Annotated in this window: 15 protein-coding genes and 3 tRNA genes; 7 read left to right on the top strand and 11 right to left on the bottom strand. The window is 72.6% G+C overall.

What is annotated here, in order from left to right; genetic code table 11:
• Positions 1-78 precede the first annotated feature (78 nt).
• The 10 genes from ABZ573_RS00395 to ABZ573_RS00440 all read right to left on the bottom strand — a co-directional run bounded on the left by ABZ573_RS00395 (position 79) and on the right by ABZ573_RS00440 (position 7,266).
• On the bottom strand, positions 79-909 hold the full coding sequence (locus ABZ573_RS00395) for a DUF4303 domain-containing protein (protein WP_327030164.1): 831 nt from the start codon (positions 907-909) through the stop codon (positions 79-81).
• A gap of 441 nt (positions 910-1,350) precedes the next feature.
• Positions 1,351-1,575: a hypothetical protein gene (locus tag ABZ573_RS00400; protein ID WP_358114243.1), complete on the bottom strand. Its 225-nt coding sequence runs from the start codon at positions 1,573-1,575 to the stop codon at positions 1,351-1,353.
• Positions 1,576-1,622: 47 nt separating this feature from the next.
• Positions 1,623-1,696 (bottom strand) — tRNA-Phe (locus ABZ573_RS00405).
• A gap of 98 nt (positions 1,697-1,794) precedes the next feature.
• Positions 1,795-1,871 (bottom strand) — tRNA-Asp (locus ABZ573_RS00410).
• Positions 1,872-1,903: 32 nt separating this feature from the next.
• Positions 1,904-1,976 (bottom strand) — tRNA-Glu (locus ABZ573_RS00415).
• A 153-nt stretch (positions 1,977-2,129) separates the two neighbouring features.
• Positions 2,130-2,924, bottom strand: coding sequence for a polysaccharide deacetylase family protein (locus ABZ573_RS00420; protein WP_358114247.1), 795 nt, complete (start codon positions 2,922-2,924; stop codon positions 2,130-2,132).
• Between the two features lie 75 nt (positions 2,925-2,999).
• Positions 3,000-3,950 carry a MerR family transcriptional regulator gene (locus ABZ573_RS00425; RefSeq protein WP_327030166.1) on the bottom strand — a complete coding sequence of 317 codons (951 nt, stop codon included), beginning with the start codon at positions 3,948-3,950 and terminating at the stop codon, positions 3,000-3,002.
• The gene (gene idi / locus ABZ573_RS00430; RefSeq protein WP_358114250.1) at positions 3,940-4,569 is read right to left on the bottom strand and encodes an isopentenyl-diphosphate Delta-isomerase; all 630 of its coding nucleotides are present in this window, start codon (positions 4,567-4,569) and stop codon (positions 3,940-3,942) included. The genes ABZ573_RS00425 and idi overlap by 11 nt, the downstream gene beginning before the upstream one ends.
• A gap of 34 nt (positions 4,570-4,603) precedes the next feature.
• Positions 4,604-6,112: a phytoene desaturase family protein gene (gene crtI / locus ABZ573_RS00435; protein WP_327031129.1), complete on the bottom strand. Its 1,509-nt coding sequence runs from the start codon at positions 6,110-6,112 to the stop codon at positions 4,604-4,606.
• Positions 6,112-7,266, bottom strand: a complete 1,155-nt coding sequence (locus ABZ573_RS00440) for a polyprenyl synthetase family protein (RefSeq protein WP_358114253.1) — start codon at positions 7,264-7,266, stop codon at positions 6,112-6,114. The genes crtI and ABZ573_RS00440 overlap by 1 nt, the downstream gene beginning before the upstream one ends.
• Positions 7,267-7,331: 65 nt before the next feature.
• On the opposite strand from ABZ573_RS00440, the gene ABZ573_RS00445 reads away from it, so the two are divergent.
• Positions 7,332-8,270 carry a phytoene/squalene synthase family protein gene (locus ABZ573_RS00445; protein WP_358114256.1) on the top strand — a complete coding sequence of 313 codons (939 nt, stop codon included), beginning with the start codon at positions 7,332-7,334 and terminating at the stop codon, positions 8,268-8,270.
• Positions 8,271-8,592: 322 nt separating this feature from the next.
• On the opposite strand, the gene ABZ573_RS00450 is transcribed toward ABZ573_RS00445, so the two are convergent.
• Complete coding sequence (locus ABZ573_RS00450) at positions 8,593-9,657, bottom strand: serine hydrolase domain-containing protein (protein ID WP_358114259.1); 1,065 nt, start codon at positions 9,655-9,657, stop codon at positions 8,593-8,595.
• Between the two features lie 92 nt (positions 9,658-9,749).
• Between ABZ573_RS00450 and ABZ573_RS00455 the strand changes: the two genes are divergently transcribed.
• From ABZ573_RS00455 to ABZ573_RS00480, 6 genes are all read left to right on the top strand, one after another.
• Complete coding sequence (locus ABZ573_RS00455; RefSeq protein ID WP_358114262.1) at positions 9,750-11,207, top strand: FAD-dependent oxidoreductase; 1,458 nt, start codon at positions 9,750-9,752, stop codon at positions 11,205-11,207.
• A gap of 126 nt (positions 11,208-11,333) precedes the next feature.
• Positions 11,334-12,335 (top strand): LacI family DNA-binding transcriptional regulator, encoded by a 1,002-nt coding sequence (locus ABZ573_RS00460; RefSeq protein WP_132235096.1) that lies wholly within the window; start codon positions 11,334-11,336, stop codon positions 12,333-12,335.
• Between the two features lie 362 nt (positions 12,336-12,697).
• Positions 12,698-14,077: an extracellular solute-binding protein gene (locus tag ABZ573_RS00465; protein ID WP_327030171.1), complete on the top strand. Its 1,380-nt coding sequence runs from the start codon at positions 12,698-12,700 to the stop codon at positions 14,075-14,077.
• 78 nt (positions 14,078-14,155) lie between these two features.
• Positions 14,156-15,112, top strand: coding sequence for a sugar ABC transporter permease (locus ABZ573_RS00470; RefSeq protein WP_327030172.1), 957 nt, complete (start codon positions 14,156-14,158; stop codon positions 15,110-15,112).
• Positions 15,113-15,124: 12 nt separating this feature from the next.
• Positions 15,125-16,012 (top strand): carbohydrate ABC transporter permease, encoded by an 888-nt coding sequence (locus tag ABZ573_RS00475; protein ID WP_358114267.1) that lies wholly within the window; start codon positions 15,125-15,127, stop codon positions 16,010-16,012.
• A 119-nt stretch (positions 16,013-16,131) separates the two neighbouring features.
• Positions 16,132-17,784: an alpha-amylase family glycosyl hydrolase gene (locus ABZ573_RS00480; RefSeq protein WP_151457108.1), complete on the top strand. Its 1,653-nt coding sequence runs from the start codon at positions 16,132-16,134 to the stop codon at positions 17,782-17,784.
• Positions 17,785-17,808 lie beyond the last annotated feature (24 nt).

The raw sequence follows: 17,808 nt of genomic DNA on the forward strand, positions 1-17,808 counted from the left end.
CCCAGGCCGGGCAGGAGGCGGTCATTCCGGCCGCGTGGCGGCGTAGGCGTCGCGAAGATGGGGTTACGGCAACGGTCGTCAGCCGCCGTCCGTCTCGTCGAAGAAGTCGCGGGCGGAAGCGACGAGGTCGGGGTTCGGGTGGCCGTCGTTGAGGAGGTCGATGCTGCGCACCGTGAGATGCGCGTTGCCATCCGTGTCCGTGACGAACAGCACGGGGTGCCATGCGGGGTTGATGTCGGCGATGCTCGCCCGGACGCGGTGGTCGCCCAGGGCGTCATCCAGCGTCGCGCGGGCCCGGAGGCACCATTCGCCGTGAGCCTCGTCGTCGTCGCCGAGCGAGTCGTGGGTGTCGAACATGTCCCGGCTGATCTGCACCATCGACTCGACGCCGGGCTCGGCAGCCCCCTGGTCGTCCGTGACAGCCCACTCGTCGGGCCACCAGCGGTAGCCGTCCGCGTACGCGTCGTCGGCCTCGACGAGCACCTGGAGGGCCTCTTCGGTGTGCGCCAGCAGGGTCACCGTGACGACGTCGCTGTCCGTGGTGAGCGCCACCGCGTACAGCTCCTCCGATGCACGTCCCTCGAGCATCGGGCCGATCGTCGCGCAGATGCTCGCGACGATCCGCTCGCGCAGTGCGGGCATGTCGACGGTGGGCACCGCGCTCCTCCCCGAGGCTCTCCTCGTCCTGGTCGCCGGGACGCCGGCCGCCCCGGAAGACGCAACGTAGCAGGGGTGCCGCCACGTCGAGTACTGCGGCAGCCAACGTGCGATTGCGCCGACTCCATTCGGATCGCGGCTGGGTGGATGACCTGTGCTGGTTGCCTGGGTGGTGCGGAACGCAGGTTGATGGTCATCCGCGCACTTCACCAGGTGGCCCACCCGGACGAGAACCTCGGACAGCCGCAGCACCTGCCGCCACCCGCGTCCCCGCCACCAACCCGGGGGCAGGACCAACCGGACCATTTCTGCGCCTCGATCTGGCCACCTGGCCCGGTCGCGGGTGCCCACAATGAGGAAATGACAGCGCAGAGGTACCTGAAGAGGCATACAGCCGTCCCTCTCCGTCGTGCTCGTGCTCGGAAGAGGCAACAAGCCGTGAAGCGTCGTACTCCATGGCCGCTGATGGCGGGGCTGCTTGCGGCGGGAGCGGCCGGAGCCGAGGCGATACGGCGCCTCAGACGCGCCCGGCGCACCGGACCCAGCGGAGCCGGGGCGACAGGTGACGTCCGCCAGCCCGGTCCTGCCACCGACGCTGCCCGGACCGTCAGCTCCGAAGGAGCCACCCAGCGCTGGCCTCAGGGAAGGTGAAGCAGAGTCCCCTCCGGCGTCGAACCGGAAGCCTCCCGATTTTCAAGCGCCCACATTTCCGCAGGTCAGAAGCCCGCCGTAGCCTGCCGTAGCGTGCAGATGCCGGCGTGCCGCAGCCATGGACGAGTGCCCGAGCCGCTTCATCAGGTCAGCCAGGGTCGCGTCGGTCTGCGCGGCGAGGGTCTGTCCGGTGTGCTGCAGGTCATGGAAGGTAACCACGGGCAACGCCGATCGATGCGCCAGAAGGGCATACAAGAAGATCCCCACCGGCGTTTCCGCTGGTGGGGACCTCTTTAGCCCGGCGAAAGGCTATGTGGCCAGGGGCGGGGTCGAACCGCCGACCTTCCGATTTTCAGTCGGACGCTCGTACCAACTGAGCTACCTGGCCGTGTTGCTCGGTTCATGCTACCCGCACGGCGGGTTCTCCGCCGGAAGGGTCACATGCCCCGATACGCAGAACGCCGCGCAGGGCGCGGCGTTCTCCGCTGGCGGTCCTGACGGGACTTGAACCCGCGACCTCCGCCTTGACAGGGCGGCGAGCACTCCAACTGCTCCACAGGACCTAGCTTTGTTGCCTCCGGCCGAAGCCGGACCGTGCCCCCAACGGGATTCGAACCCGTGCTACCGCCTTGAAAGGGCGGCGTCCTGGGCCGCTAGACGATGAGGGCGGCCCCGCCATCATTGCACACTCGCAACTTCAAGCGGACTTGCTCCCATCCGGCCCCGCCGGAGGCTTGGATAGCTTACGTGATGGTCGGTCTCTCGACCAAACCGGTATGGCCCTGGCCACAACGGCGCACGAATCCGCAGGTCAGAGGGGTCTAGCGGAGCCGGGCGACGCCGTAGCGGCGCTTCAGGTCCGCGATCAGGCGGGGGCTGGCGGCCAGCGTGGCCGCCCGATCGCCGCCGCCGTCGTGCAGCAGCACGATCGAGCCGGGGCGGGCCGCGGCGCGTACCCGCTTGGCGATCGTCGCGGCGGTCGGCTTGCCCCAGTCCTGCGGGTCGACGTGCCAGTGCAGCGACCGCATCCCGAGCTGCTTGGCGACCGTCACCACCTCGGCTGTCCACCGGCCGCCCGGCTGCCGGTAGAACGGCACCTTGGCGCCCGGCACCGCCGCCCGGATGGCCGCGTTGGTGCGCAGGAGGTCCCGCCGGATCTCGGCGGCCGGACGCCGGGCGAGTTGCATGTCGTGGTTCCAGCTGTGGTTGCAGAGCTGGTGGCCCTCCCGCACGATCCGCCGGACCAGCTCGGGGTGGCGCCGGGCCTGCTTGCCCACCACGCAGAAGGTGGCGGTGACCCTGGCCGCCCGGAGGCGGTCGAGGACCTTCGGCGTCCAGGTCGGGTCCGGCCCGTCGTCGAAGGTCAGCGCCACGGTCCGTGCGCCGGTCGTGCGACGCAGCCCTGCTGGCAGCTTCGGTGGCAGCGGCCGGACCAGGCGCCTGGGCGGGGTGCCGCGGGTCGGTCGCGGGGTGGCCGACGGAGTCGGCTCGGCCGGCAGCGGGGCCGAGGCGACGGGGGCGGGGCCGGCGGCCCGCCGATCTGTCGCGGTGCCGTCGCCGCAGCCGCCGAGGAGGATCAGGGCCAGACCGGTGGCCAGCACGGCGCGTAGGCGCATCGTTCGCTCCCGGAGGGGTCGGGGTCGGCGGAACTCCCGACGCTAGTGGACGGCGTCCCGCCCGCGGCACCCCCGTCAGTCCGCCGTCGCCTGGTCCAGGGAGTCGCGTAGGGCGAGCGCCAGCGAGACCGCCTCGGCGAGGTCGACCGGCCGCACCACACCGGCGGGCAGCGAGTCCGCCAGCCAGCCCGGCCCGGCGGCGAGCACCAGCAGCGGCCGGCGGGGCGCGGCGAGCAGGGCGTTGAGCTGGGTGGGGTCGGCGGTGTCCCGGGTGTGCGACCAGATCACCACGGCGGCCGGCCCGGTCCGGTTGACGGCCTCGAGCAGCGCGGGCAGCGGCATCCGGGCGCCGAGCATCCGGTAGCCGACCCCGGCCTCGGCGAGCGCGGCGGCGAGCGCCTCCAACGGCAGGGTGTGCTGCTCCTCGTCGGCGCAGGTGAGCACGATGCGTGGTGGGCCGGCGGGCGCGCCGGCCCGGGCGGCCACCGCGAACGCCTCCGAGACGCAGCGCGACATCAGGTGCTCGACCTCGACCAGTCCACCGGTGGCGGCGTGCCGCTCCCCGATGCCGAAGAGCACGGGGCGCAGCAACCCGTCCCAGGTGGCGATCACGCCGTCTGCCTGGACGGCCCGGGCGATCGTCTCGCCGATCGCGACCGCGTCGAGCCGCATGGCGGCGCGGGCCAGCCCCCGGGCCGCCGGACCGGCCCGACCGACCGGGATCGTCGAACCGCCGCCGTCCCGGCCGGCGACGGCGCGCACCCGTGGGGGTACGGCGGCGTCGGCGGGCACGGCGTCCGGTGTCCGGCGGGCCCAGCGGGCCGCCTCCGCCGGGGTGACCCCCTGGGCGGTGAGCCGTCGCATGATCTCCAGGCGCGCGAGGTCGGCCGGCGTGTAGCGCCGGTGGTGCCCGGGTACGTGCTCGCTGGGCCCGAGGCCGTAGCGCTGGTGCCAGGTGCGCAGGGTGGTCACGGCGACGCCCAGCCGTCGGGCGACGGCTCCCGCGCTCAGCGCCTCATCGGCCACCCGACCGCTCCGACGCGTCGTTCGCCGGCGGACCGGGCGGGGTGACGGCCGGACCCGGCGGACCGGGCAGGCTGGCGGCCGACCCCGAGGGGGCCAGCAGGCGGTTCACCACCCCGCCCAGCCACGGTGCGTACGCGCGGGGGTCGGCGTCGAGGTCGGCAGCCAGCGAGAGGGGGTCCACCCAGCGCAGCTCGGCCACCTCGTCGGGGTCGGGCAGCAGCGGGTCGTCCGGTCGGAACTCGCCCCGCAGGACGTGGTCGTACTCGAACTCGACCCGACCGGTGACCGGGTCCTCGGCGTAGTAGACGTACACCCCGACCTCGGTCAGCTCGACCGGGCCGGCGCCGAGCTCCTCGCGCAGCCGGCGGTTGGCGGCCTCGACGAGGGACTCGCCCGGCGTCGGGTGGCCGCAGCACGAGTTGGCCCAGCGCAGCGGGAAGCGGGTCTTCACCGGCGCCCGCCGTTGCAGCAGCACCCGGCCGTCGGGGTCGACGAGCAGCACCGAGAAGGCGCGGTGGAGCTGGCCCGGGGGCTGGTGGGCGGCGGCCACGGTGGTCTCGCCCTGCGGCCGCCCGGCGTCGTCGACGAGCTCGACGAGATGCTTCTCGCGGGTGGTCACGGCAGGTGTCTCCAGGGTCCGAGGGGGAGGGCCATCAGGCTGCCCCGGTGATGCGGCCGGCGGCGAGCTTGCCGGAGATGAGCACCATGGGCACGCCGACGCCGGGCTGGGTGCCCGAGCCGACGAAGACGACGTTCGGCAGCGTCCGGTGCAGGTTCGACGGGCGGAACGGGCCGGTCTGGAAGAGGCTGTGGGCGGCGGCGAACGGGGTGCCGGCGGCCATGCCCTGCTCCGCCCACTCGGCCGGGGTGACGGCCCGCAGCACCTCGACGCCGGCCCCGAAGCCGACGTAGCCGCGCTCCTCCAGGGTCCCGACGAGCTGGTCGGCGTAGCGCCGGGTGAGGTCGCCCCGCCAGTCGAAGGGCGCCCGGTCGAGGTTGGGCACCGGGGCGAGCACGTAGTAGGTGTGCCGCCCGGCCGGAGCCACCGACGGGTCGGTCCGACTCGGGTTGGTGACCAGCAGGGACGGGTCGCTCATCAGCTCGCCCCGCCGGATGACCTCATCGAAGGTGCCCTTCCACGACCGTCCGAAGTGGATGTTGTGGTGGGCGATCTTCCCATACCCCTGGGTCGAACCGACGTGCAGGACCACGCAGGAAGGGGAGTAGGTGAGCCGGCGCGGACGGCTCGGCGGCAGCAGGTCGCGGTAGGCGACCGGCAGGTCGGGGTTGAGCACGACCACGTCGGCCGGGATCAGCTCGCCGTCCGCGGTCACCACGCCGGTGGCCCGGCCGTGCGCGGTCTCCACCCGGGTCACCGTGGTGTCGTAGCGGATCTCGACGCCGTGCTTCTCGGCGGCGCCGGCCATGCCGCGGGAGACCGCGTGGATGCCGCCGCGCGGGAAGTAGACGCCGGCCACCGAGTCGAGGTACGCGATGACCGCGTAGATGGCCAGCGCGTCGTGCGGGGCGAGGCCGGCGTACATCGCCTGGAAGGAGAAGATCCGCTGGGTGCGCGGGTCCCGGAAGAACTGGTTGATCTTCGTCTGGAGCCGGCGGAAGGCGCCGCCCGCCAGCAGCTTGACCAGGTTGCCGGTGAGCAGGTCGGTGGGCGCGTCCAGGTTGCGCTCGATGAAGTCGGCGCGCTCCCACTGCCAGAGCCTGCGCGCGTAGTCGACGAAGCGCAGGTAGCCGTCGGCCTCGCGCGGGCCGCAGACCCGGGCGATCTCGGCGGCCATCCGGGTGGTGTCGGTGATGACGTCCAGCGTCGACCCGTCCGGGTAGTACGCCCGGTAGGCCGGGTCGAGCGGGGTGAGGTCGAGCCAGTCGTCCAGCTCCTCGCCGACCGCGCCGAGCGCCTCGGCGATCAGGTCGGGCATGGTGAGCACGGTGGGTCCGGTGTCGAACTCGTAGCCGTCCACGCCGAGCCGGCCGGCCCGGCCGCCCGGCACCGGCTCGCGCTCCAGCACGGTCACCTGCCGACCGCTGCCCGCCAGGTGCAGCGCGCAGGCCAGCCCGCCCAGCCCGGCGCCGACGACGACCACCCGGTCCGTACGCCCGTCGACGGTGCGCACGCGACCACCTCCTTGTGCGAAGTTGCCCATCATGCCCGCCGGTTGGTGGCGGCGGTGGCGAGGCCGGTCAGCGCGGTGCGCGCGGTCTCGTCGATCGACGCGGTGCCGAGGGCCGTCAGCGCCTCGTCGACCCGGTCGGAGATCATGCGTTCGACCCGGTCGACCGCCCCGGTGTCGGCGACCACCTCGGCGAGGCGGGCGACCTCCGCGTCCCCCACGTCGGCGCCGAGGCCGTCCAGCGCGCGCCGCTGGGTCGGCGTGGCGAGCTGCCGGGCCAGCATGAGCAGCACGGTCGGCTTGCCGGTGCGCAGGTCGTCCCCGGTCGGCTTGCCGGTGGTCGCCGGGTCGCCGTAGACGCCGAGCAGGTCGTCGCAGAGCTGGAACGCCTCGCCGACGGCCAGCCCGTAGCGGGTGTACGCGGCGGTCAGCGGGGCGTCGCCGCCGACGCCGGCCAGACGGGCGCCGAAGAGCAGCGGCCGCTGCACCGTGTAGCTCGCGGTCTTGTAGCGGGCAACCCGCAGCGCCCGGTCGACGGACCAGTTCGCCGCGTCGCTCTCGCCGAGCACGTCGAGGTACTGCCCGGCGATCGTCTCCACGCGCATCTGGTCGTAGCAGCGCCGGACGTCGAGCAGGCGGGCCGGCGGCAGCGTCGCGCGCGCGAGGAGCCGGTCGGCCCAGACCATGCAGAGGTCGCCGATCAGCACGGCGACCGCCTCGCCGAACCGACGCGGGTCGCCCCGGTGGCCGGCGGCGGCGTGCCGGGCGGCCAGCGCCACGTGTGCGGTGGGCCGGCCACGGCGGGTCGCGGAGGCGTCCATCACGTCGTCCTGGACGAGGGCGAAGGTGTGCAGCAGCTCCAGGGCGGCGAAGGCGGGCAGCACCGCCGGCAGCGGACCTGTGCCGTCCGGCGCGCCGCGCCACCCCCAGTAGGCGAACGTGGGGCGGACGCGCTTGCCGCCGGCCAGCACGCAGTCGCGCGCCGTCGCGGCGAATCCGCCCATCGCCGCGTCGATCTCGCGCAACGCGTCGACCTCGGTGGCCAGGAAGGCGGCGAGGGTGTCCTGCACCGCCGTGACCAGGTCCTTCGTGTACGCGGCCAGGACCGCCCGGACCGGGTCGTCCCCGTCGGTCGGGCCGGTGGGGGCCACGCGGAGCGAGTTACCCGCAACTGCGTCGTTGGCCATGTGACCGAGCGTACCCTAGGCTTACGAGTTGCGTCGATTTGTGCGTCGATAATTGAGGAGGGCCGGTGGACACCGATCTCACCGCTGCCTATGAACGCTGCCGTGAGCTGCACAAACGGCACGGCCGCACCTACTATCTCGCCACCCGGCTGCTGCCCGCTTGGAAACGGCGGCATGTGCACGCCTTGTACGGATTTACGCGCTACGCCGACGAGATCGTCGACCGCACCGAGGAACTTCCCCCGGCCGAGCGCGCCGCCCGGCTCGACGACTGGGCCGGCCGATTCATCGCCGGACTGCATGGCGGCCCGGTGGACGACCCGCTGCTCCCCGCCGTGCTGCACACGATCGCCGTCTTCGATCTCGACCGGGACGACTTCGCGTCGTTTCTCAAGAGCATGGCGATGGACCTGACGGTCACCTCGTACCGCACCTACGACCACCTGCTCCACTACATGGAGGGCTCGGCGGCGGTGATCGGCACCATGATGCTGCCGATCCTGGGCAGCTCCGACCCGGCGGCGGCCCGGGAGCCCGCCCGCCAGCTCGGCTTCGCCTTCCAGCTCACCAACTTCATCCGGGACGTGGCCGAGGACCTCGACCGGGGGCGGACCTACCTGCCCGACGACGACCTGGCCCTGTTCGGCGTCACCCGGGAGGACCTGGCCGAGGCGCGCGCCCGGGGCCGCGCCACGTCCCGGATCCGGGAGCTGATCGCGTACGAGGTGACCCGCGCCCAGGCGCACTACGTCGCCGCGGCTCCCGGGATCACCCTGCTCGCACCCGCCTCGCAGGCCTGCATGCGCACCGCGTACGCGCTGTACGGCGGGATCCTGGACGAGGTGGCCGCGCGGGACTACGACGTCTTCGTCGACCGGGCGCTGGTGCCGCAGCGCCGCCGGCTGGCGGTGGCCGCCCGCGCCCTGCTCACCCCCGCCGGCACGCCGGTGGTGATCCCCGGCCCCGCCCGGGTGCCCGGCCCGCTGGCCGTGCCGACCCCGTGACGGCCGCCCGCCGCTGACCGTCAGCCCGTCCCCCCGTCAGCCCGTCGCCCGTCAGCCCGTCGCCCGTCAGCCCGTCCGCCCGTCAGCCCGTCCGCCCGTCAGCCCGTCGCCCGTCAGCCCGTCCGCCCGTCCGCCCGTCCGCCGGAGGCCGGCGGCAGCCACGGCCAGCCGGCGGCGCTGGCCGGAGCGGGCCGGGGGTGGCAGTGGTCGGAGATGACGAGCTGGTCCCAGCGCCCAGCGCCCAGCGCCCTGCGCCCGGCGCCCTGCGCCCGGCGCCCTGCGCCCGCAGCCCAGCGCCAGTCGCCAGTCGCCGGCCGTGCGGTCAGAGGCAGGAGTGCAGGGCGTCCGCCAGGGCGTCGACCCGGTCGTGGTCGGCCAGGTGCGCCGTGGCGTAGGCGAAGGTGTAGCCGCGTCCGGGATCGGCCCAGGCGGAGCTGCCGCCGATCCCGCCCATGCCCCAGCTGCCGTCCTCCTCCCACTGCATGCCCAGCGTCCAGCGGGTCCGCCGGCCGAGCAGCAGGTCGTCGCCGTCGTACTGGACCCGGGTCGCCTCGGCCACCAGTTCCCGGCTGAACAGCCGTACGCCGTCGAGGACGCCGCCGGCGAGCAGTCCCGCGTAGAGGCGGGCCAGGGCGCCGGCGGTCGAGTGCAGGTTGACGGCCGGCACCTCGGCGCCGCGCCAGAGCGGGCTGTTCACCACCGCCGGGTCCCGGCCGCCGGGCGGGTTGTCCAGCGCCCGCGCCCAGAGCGAACCCGGCTCGCCGGCCGCCCGGTCCGGCCACCCCGGATCGCCGTGGCGCAGGTCGGCGCAGCGGCGCTGGTCCGCCTCGCCCAGGCCGAAGCCGAGGTCCAGCCGCCACGGACCGGCGATCTCCTCGGCCAGGAAGCGGCCCACCGACCGCCCGTCGACCCGCCGTACCAGCTCGCCCACCAGGTGCCCGTACGTCCAGGCGTGCTCGCCCGCGACGGACCCGGGCGGCCATTCCGGCTCGGCGGCGGCGAGGTCGGCGCAGAGCAGGTCCCAGTCGGCGACGGCGGCGGCCGGCCGGGGCACCGGGAAGGCCGGCAGCCCGGCGGTGTGCACCAACACCTGGCGGACGGTGGCCGGGGCGCGGAAGCCGGGCCAGTGGTCGACGACGGGGTCGTCCAGGTCGAGCCGGCCCCGGCCGACCAGCGCCAGCAGGCAGAGGGCGGCGACCGGCTTGGCGACGGAGTAGACGTTCACCAGCGTGTCCGGCAGCCACGGCTGCCCCGGTGACCGCTCGCCGCCGACGATGTCGACCACCGGCTCGCCGTCGTACCAGATCGCCAGGCCGGCCCCGGTCTCCCGGCCCTCGGCGAGCAGTTCGGCGAAGCAGTCGTGGACGGCGGAGAAGCGGGTGCGCATCCGGCCACGGTAGGAGGCCGGGACGCCGGCGGGCAGCGGATTTCCGGCTCGACCCGCTGGCCGGCCGCCGGGCGGTGCGCGATGCTGGCGGGATGGCGGATCCGGAACTGGTGGACGTGGTCGTGGTCGGGCTCGGGGTCGGCGGCGAGGAGGTGGCCGGGCGGCTCGCCGAGGCGGGGCTGAGCGTCGTCGGCGTCGAGCGTGATCTGGTCGGCGGGGAGTGCCCGTACTGGGGGTGCGTGCCGAGCAAGATGATGATCCGGGCGGCCAACGCGATCGCCGAGGCCCGCCGGGTGGACGGGCTCGCGGGCACCGCCGAGGTCCGGCCCGACTGGGCGCCGGTGGCGAAGCGGATCCGCGAGGAGGCCACCGACACCTGGGACGACACGGTCGCGGTGCAGCGGTTCACCGGCAAGGGCGGGCGGTTCGTCCGGGGCACCGCCCGGCTCGACGGCCCCGGCCGGGTACGCGTGGGCGAGCGGGTCTTCCAGGCCCGGCACGGGATCGTGCTGGGCACCGGCACCAGACCGTCCGTGCCGCCGGTCGACGGGCTGGCGGACACGCCGTACTGGACCAACCGGCAGGCGATCGAGGTCGAGGAGCTGCCGGAGTCGCTGCTGGTGCTGGGCGGCGGGGCGATCGGGCTGGAGCTGGCGCAGGTCTTCGCCCGGTTCGGGGTCCGGGTCACCGTGGTCGAGGCCCTGGACCGGGTGCTCGCCGTCGAGGAGCCCGAGGCGTCCGAGGTGGCCGCCGCCGCGCTGCGGGCCGACGGGGTGGAGATCCACACCGGGGTGCGGGCGGAGCGGGTCAGCCACGACGGGCGCGGCTTCACCCTGCACGCGGCCGGTGGGGCGCGGTTCACCGCCGAGCGGCTGCTGGTGGTGACCGGTCGCCGGGCCCACCTGGACGAGCTGGGCCTGGACACCGTCGGGGTGGACGCCGGCCGGCGCTACCTGGCCGTGGACGACCGGCTGCACGTGACGGAGGGGATCTGGGCGGTCGGCGACGTCACCGGCGAGGGGGCGTTCACGCACGTCGCGATGTACCAGGCGGGGATCGTCGTCGCCGACCTGCTCGACCACGCCCGGCGCGCCGCAGGCGGGCCCGACCCCAGCGGCACCGCGAGCGCGACGGGTGGCGCGTCGGGCACCACCGGCGTGCGCGGCTCCACCGGTGCGGTGCCGCGCGCCGACTACCGGGCGCTGCCCCGGGTGACCTTCACCGACCCCGAGGTCGGCGCGGTCGGCCTCACCGAGTCGCAGGCCCGCGAGCGGGGCGTCAACGTGCAGGTCGGCCTCGCCCGGTTGCCGTCGTCGGCCCGGGGCTGGATCCACAAGGCCGGCAACGAGGGCTTCGTCAAGCTGGTCGCGGACGCCGACCAGGGCGTGCTGATCGGCGCGACCTCGGTGGGGCCGGCCGGTGGCGAGGTGCTCTCCGGTCTGGCGGTGGCGGTGCACGCGGCCGTGCCGCTCGCCCGGCTCCGGCAGATGATCTACGCGTACCCGACCTTCCACCGGACGATCGAGGACGCGTTGCGGAACATGTCCTGACGACCGGGCCGCATGCCGCATGCCGCATGCCGGATGCCGGATGGCGGGCAGCGCGCGGCAGCGGAAGGCAATCGTGCGGCAGATGGCTGCTCATTTCTTTCATCGGGATGACGTACGATTGCGGCCGTGACGAAGCGGTTGACCGAAGTTGCCAAGAAGGCGGGCGTCAGCGAGGCCACCGTCAGCCGGGTGCTCAACGGCCGGGACGGGGTCTCCGAGGCGACCCGGACGGCGGTGCTGACCGCGCTGGACGTGCTCGGCTACGAGCGGCCCACCAAGCTGCGCGGCGAGCGCGCCCGGCTGGTCGGGCTGGTGCTGCCCGAGTTGCAGAACCCGATCTTCCCGGCGCTCGCCGAGGTGGTCACCGGATCCCTCGCCCAGCGCGGGTTCACCCCGGCGCTCTGCGCCCGCACCATCGGTGGCGTCTCCGAGATGGACTACGTGGAGATGCTCCTCGACCACCAGGTCTCCGGGGTGATCTTCGCCGGTGGGTCGTACGCGCTCGCCGACGCCCGGCACGACCACTACCGCCGGCTGACCGACCGGGGCCTGCCGGTGGTGCTGGTCAACGCGGGGGTGGACGAGTTGGGCTTTCCCCGGGTCTCCACGGACGACGCGGTGGCGGTGGAGCAGGCGTACGGGCACCTGCGCTCGCTCGGGCACGAGCGGATCGGGATGGTGCTCGGCCCGGAGGGGCACGTGCCGTCCCGGCGCAAGCTGGACGCGATGGCCCAGGCGGCGGGCTGGGGTGACGACACGGCGTACGTGGAGCGCTCCAGCTTCTCCATGGAGGGGGCGCGGGTCGCCGCGACCAAGCTGGTCGAGCGCGGCGTGACCGGCATCGTCTGCGCCAGCGACGTGCTGGCCCTCGGCGCCATCCGGGCCGCCCGGCGGCTGGGTCGGGTGGTGCCGACCGACGTGTCGGTGGTGGGCTTCGACGACTCCGCGTTCATGACCTGCACCGACCCGCCGTTGACCACGGTGCGGCAGCCGATCGAGACCATGGGGCAGGCCGCCGTGGACCTGCTGGTCACCCAGATCGAGGGCGCCGGCGTGCTGCACGACGAGCTGCTGTTCGAGCCCGAGCTGGTCGTCCGCGGTTCCACCGCGCCCGCCCCCGGTCGCTGACCCGGGCCCGCCTCCGCCCACCTGAACGACGGAACGGCCGTCGACCGCTGCCCGCGGTCGGCGGCCGTTCCGTTCTGCCTGCCCGCTGGCAGGAACCAGTCGGGCCAAAGCCGCAAATAGGCCGCCTTCCAAGATCCTGTCAAATTCTGTCGCCCCAAAGTCTCGTCTTTTCAGCAAGAGATCGATACCTTGCTGGGACAAGTTCGCTTGGCTACAGTGACCCCACTCACACCTGGCCCCGGCGCAGCTACCCGGGGTCAGGTCGCTTGGCAGATGCAGATCAGTGCCGGCGCATCGGCGCGGTGACGACCACCGGGCATCAGCGCAGGTCATGGAGACACCGTTCCCGAAGGGATGGACAGATGTCCGTACCGCAGTACCGGAAGACTGCGGCGTTGGCGCTCGTGGCCGGCCTGGGGCTCAGCCTTGCGGCCTGTTCGACGAAGAGCGACGACGCGACAGGCAGCGCAGGCGGCAAGGTCACCGTCACCGTCGACTGCCAGCCGGTCGGCTCCCAGAAAGAGCTGTTGAAGAACTGGAACGACGACGTCGCCGAATTCCAGCGGCAGAACCCCGACATCGTCATCAAGAGCGTGAGCGTCGGCGAGCAGTGCAACAACCCGCCGGACTTCACCGCCCGCCTGGCCGGTGGCACCGTGACCGACCTGTTCTACGGGTACATGACCGATCTCCAGCAGGTGCTGGACTCCGGCCAGGCGATGGACATCAGCGAGTACGCCGACAAGGACACGGTCCCCACCTGGGACAGCGTCGACCCGGCGCTCAAGGAGGCCTTCAGCCACGACGGGAAGCTCTACGCCGTCCCGGCGAAGAACTACTCGATGGGTCTGGTCTACAACAAGGTGCTGTTCCAGCAGGCGGGGCTCGACGTCAACAACCCGCCCAAGACGTGGCCCGAGGTCCGGGCGGCCGCCAAGAAGATCTCCGCGCTCGGCAACGGGATCGCCGGCTACTCGGAGTACAGCGCCGGCAACACCGGCGGCTGGCACTTCACCTCCCTGCTCTACTCGCAGGGCGGCCAGATGCTGACCGAGGACGGCAAGAAGGCCGACTTCAACAACGCCATGGGCAAGCAGGTCCTGCAGAACCTCAAGGACATGCGGTACGGCGACAACAGCATGGGCAGCCGCCAGCTGCTCCAGTGGGGCGACCTGCTGACCAACGCCGCCGCCGGCAAGGTGGGCATGTTCATCGGCGCGCCGGACTCCACCCAGGCGATCGTCAGCCAGTTCCAGGGCAAGTTCCAGGACTGGGCGATGGCCCCGCTGCCCGGTCAGGACGGCGCGGCGAAGGGCACGCTCGGCGGCGGCGAGGGCTACTTCTTCAAGAAGGGCCTCTCCCCGGAGCAGGTCGAGGCCGGTCTGAAGTGGATCGCCTACCAGAAGCTGACGCCGGGCAAGGGCCAGTTCGACTACGTCCGGGCCAAGCCGCAGAACTACCCGGTCGGCCTGCCCCAGCCGCTGCTCTTCGCCAACGGCAGTGACGCGCAGAAGCAGGAGCTCGAACTGCGCAAGGCGAACGCGAACGTCGACACCGCCAACTTCGCGCTCTTCGAGGCCACCCCGGTGCAGATCAAGGGCGAACCGCGCAACGCGCAGGCGATCTACGCGGTGCTCGACGCGGCGATGTCCGGGGTGCTGACCAACCCGAACGCGAACATCGACGCGCTGCTCAAGACGGCCGAGGACAAGGTCAACCAGCTCCTCGCCGCGGCGAGCTGACCCGACGGTGGGGGCCGGTGCGCCGGCCCCCACCCCGTCCGCACCGCCCGTCCGGTCACCGACTCACCAGGAGTTGCCTTGGCGATCCTCTCCGCCCCGGGGACCACCAGAGACACGGGTCGTCCCGCGTCGCCGTCCCCGGTCGGGCCGCAGCGTACGAGCCTCGGCCGCAAGGTGCGGGACAACCTCACCGGCCACGCGTTCCTGATCGGTGCGGTGCTCTGCTTCGTGGTCTTCTCCTGGTACCCGATGATCCGCGGCATCGTGATGAGCTTCCAGCGCACCCGGCGCGGCGAGACCACCTGGGTGGGCTGGGACAACTACGCCCGCATCCTCGACGACCCGAGCTTCTGGACCGCCTGGAAGAACACCTTCTACTTCACGGTCCTCGCGCTCGTCCTCGGCTACGTGGTGCCGTTCTTCGTGGCGATCCTGCTCAACGAGTTCCGCCACGCCAAGGGGTACCTGCGGATCCTGGTCTACCTGCCGGTCATGCTGCCGCCGGCCTCGGCGCTCTTCCTGTTCAAGTTCTACGCGTACGACCCCAGCGACGCGGGACTCCTCAACGCGATCCTCAAGGCGCTGCACCTGCCGACGTCGCAGTGGATGCAGTCCCCCGAGATGACGATGCCCGCGATGGTGCTGGCGTCGACCTGGATGAACATGGGCAGCGCGGTGCTGATCTACCTGGCGGCGTTGCAGAACATCCCCGGCGAACTCTACGAGGCGGCCGAGCTGGACGGGGCCGGGATCTGGCGGCGGATCCTGCACGTGACCGTCCCGCAGACCCGGCTGATCCTCGCGCTCCTGGCGATGCTCCAGATCGTCGCCACCATGCAGCTCTTCATCGAGCCGCTGATCCTCGCCAACGGCGCGGGCGCGGAGGACTCGGCGACCTCGGTCGCGTACCTCATCTACCAGCACGGCTTCTTCCAGAACGATCTCAACGGCGCCGCCGCGCTCGGCGTGATCATGCTCGTGGTGCTGGCCGGCTTCTCCGCCGTCTACGTGCGGCTGACTGCGAAACAGGACTAGGACGGACGCGGAATGGCACAGGACTCCGGGACCCGGACACTCGTCTCCCCCGCCCAGCTCAGGCGGGGACGCGGCAGGGTGATCTACTGGGCGCTGCTCGCCGTCGTCGTGACGGGCTTCACGCTCGTCTTCCTCGGGCCCCTCTACTGGATGGTCACCGGCGCGCTCAAGTCCGGCCAGGAGATCGCGCAGACCCCGCCGTCGCTGTTCCCGCAGGATCCCCAGTGGCAGAACTACGTCGACGCGTGGCACAACCTGGATCTCGCCAAGCTGCTGTTCAACACGTTCTACTACGCGACCGGCGCGGTGCTGTTCCAACTCGTCCTCGACACCGCCGCGGCGTACTCCCTGTCGAAGCTCCGGCCGATCTTCGGCAACGTGATCCTCGGCCTGATGCTGGCGACGCTGATGATCCCCGCGATGGTCCTCATCGTCCCGCAGTACGTGACCGTGATCGACCTGCCGATCCTGCACGTCAACCTGCTCGACTCGCCGTTCGCGATCTGGCTGCCCCTGGTCGCGAACGCGTTCAACATCTTCCTCCTGAAACGGTTCTTCGACTCGATCCCGGAGGAGCTGATGGCGGCGGCCCTCATGGACGGGGCGACCCCGCTGCGCACGCTCTGGTCGATCGTCCTGCCGATGTCCCGCCCCATCCTCGGCGTGGTCTCGATCTTCGCCGTGACCGCGGTCTGGAAGGACTTCCTCTGGCCGAAGCTGGTCATGCCGTCACCCGAGACCCGGACGGTCAGCGTCGGCATCTACGCCTTCTCGGGCGGTACGCCCATGAACGTGGTGGTCGCCGCCTCGGTCATCGCCGCGATCCCGACCGTCATCGTCTTCCTGATCTTCCAGCGCAACATCATGTCCGGCCTGACCACCGGGAGCCTCAAGGGATAGGGCCGGCGCACCGACGCATCACCACCACCGAAACCCCGTCGGCGACCAACGACCGTTCGCCCGACACACATTCAGGTCCGGCGACAACGCCGACGTGCCGACGCAGAAAGCAGGTGTCCGTGTCCACAGCAGACAACAGTCCGTGGTGGCGTGGAGCGGTGATCTACCAGGTGTACCCACGTAGCTTCGCCGACGGTGACGGCGACGGCATAGGCGACATCGCCGGCATCCGGTCCCGGCTGGATCACCTGGCCGCGCTCGGCATCGACGCGATCTGGTTCAGTCCCTGGTACCCCTCCCCGATGGCCGACGCCGGCTACGACGTCTCCGACTACCGCGACATCGACCCGGTCTTCGGCACCCTGGCCGAGGCCGAGGCGCTGATCGCCGAGGCCCACGCGCTCGGCATGAGGACCATCGTCGACGTGGTGCCGAACCACTGCTCCGACGCGCACCCCTGGTTCCAGGCGGCCCTCGCCGGTGGGCCGGACGCGCCCGAGCGGGAGCTGTTCTGGTTCCGGCCCGGCCGGGGCCCGAACGGCGACCAACGGCCCACCGACTGGGTCGGCGAGTTCGGTGGCGAGACGTGGACCCGGACCACCAACCCGGACGGCACCCCCGGCGACTGGTACCTGCACCTGTTCACCGCCGAGCAGCCCGACTTCAACTGGGACCACCCCAGGGTGCGGGCGGAGTTCGAGGACATCCTGCGGTTCTGGTTCGACCGGGGGGTGGACGGCATCCGGATCGACTCGGCCGGGCTGCTGGTCAAGGACGGGACGCTGCCCGAGACCCTGCCGGACCGGCCACACCCGTTCCGCGACCTGGACGGCGTGCACGAGATCTACCGCGCCTGGCGGCGGGTCGCCGACGAGTACCCGGGCGACCGGGCGCTGATCGGTGAGGTGTGGATGCCGGACCGGCAGCGCTTCGCCAACTACCTGCGCCCGGACGAGTTGCACGCCGCGTTCAACTTCGACTTCCTGGGCTGCGCCTGGGACGCCACGGCGTTGCGCGACAGCATCGACGGCACGCTGAGCGCGCACGCGCCGGTCGGCGCGCCCGCCACCTGGGTGCTCTCCAACCACGACGTCACCCGGCACGTCACCCGCTACGGGCGGGAGGACACCACGTTCAGCTTCGCCGCGAAGCGCGAGGGCATCCCCACCGACCTGGAGCTGGGCACCCGCCGGGCCCGGGCCGCCGTGCTGCTGTCGCTGTCGTTGCCCGGCGCCGCCTACGTCTACCAGGGCGAGGAGCTGGGCCTCTGGGAGGTCGAGGACATCCCGTTCGCGCTGCGCCAGGATCCGATGTGGGAACGCTCCGGCCGGATCGACCCCGGCCGGGACGGCTGCCGGGTGCCGCTGCCCTGGGCCGGCGACGAGCCGCCGTTCGGGTTCAGTCCGGACGGCGCCACCGCCCCCTGGCTGCCCCAGCCGGCCGGGTGGAAGGACCAGACGGTCCGGGCGCAGACCGGCGACGCGTCCTCGATGCTCGAGCTGTACCGGGCGGCGATCCGGATCCGGCGGGCCGAGCCGGCGCTCGGCGACGGGACGATGAGCTGGCTGCCCGCCCCGGACGACGTGCTCGCCTACCACCGTCGGCCCGGCTTCACCTGCCTGGTCAACCTCTCGGACGTCGCGGTGCCGCTGCCGCCCCACACCGGGCGGCTGCTCGCCAGCGGGCCGCTCGACGACGACCTGCTTCCGCCGGACACCGCCGTCTGGCTGCGTACCGCCGAAGAAGACCCGGCCGGACCCGAAACGGTCTGACCATCCGCGCGGTGCCGGCGGCCC

This window comes from Micromonospora sp. NPDC007220, assembly GCF_040634035.1.
GTDB classification, from domain to species: Bacteria; Actinomycetota; Actinomycetes; order Mycobacteriales; family Micromonosporaceae; genus Micromonospora; species Micromonospora reichwaldensis.

What these genes read in the sequence shown, in the direction of transcription:
- ABZ573_RS00420 (WP_358114247.1), bottom strand. Translation starts at nt 2,924, where the DNA reads ATGCGCCTACGCGCCGTGCTGGCCACCGGTCTGGCCCTGATCCTCCTC.
- ABZ573_RS00455 (WP_358114262.1), top strand. Translation starts at nt 9,750, where the DNA reads ATGGCGGATCCGGAACTGGTGGACGTGGTCGTGGTCGGGCTCGGGGTC.
- crtI (WP_327031129.1), bottom strand. Translation starts at nt 6,112, where the DNA reads ATGGGCAACTTCGCACAAGGAGGTGGTCGCGTGCGCACCGTCGACGGG.
- ABZ573_RS00440 (WP_358114253.1), bottom strand. Translation starts at nt 7,266, where the DNA reads ATGGCCAACGACGCAGTTGCGGGTAACTCGCTCCGCGTGGCCCCCACC.
- ABZ573_RS00450 (WP_358114259.1), bottom strand. Translation starts at nt 9,657, where the DNA reads ATGCGCACCCGCTTCTCCGCCGTCCACGACTGCTTCGCCGAACTGCTC.
- ABZ573_RS00465 (WP_327030171.1), top strand. Translation starts at nt 12,698, where the DNA reads ATGTCCGTACCGCAGTACCGGAAGACTGCGGCGTTGGCGCTCGTGGCC.
- ABZ573_RS00475 (WP_358114267.1), top strand. Translation starts at nt 15,125, where the DNA reads ATGGCACAGGACTCCGGGACCCGGACACTCGTCTCCCCCGCCCAGCTC.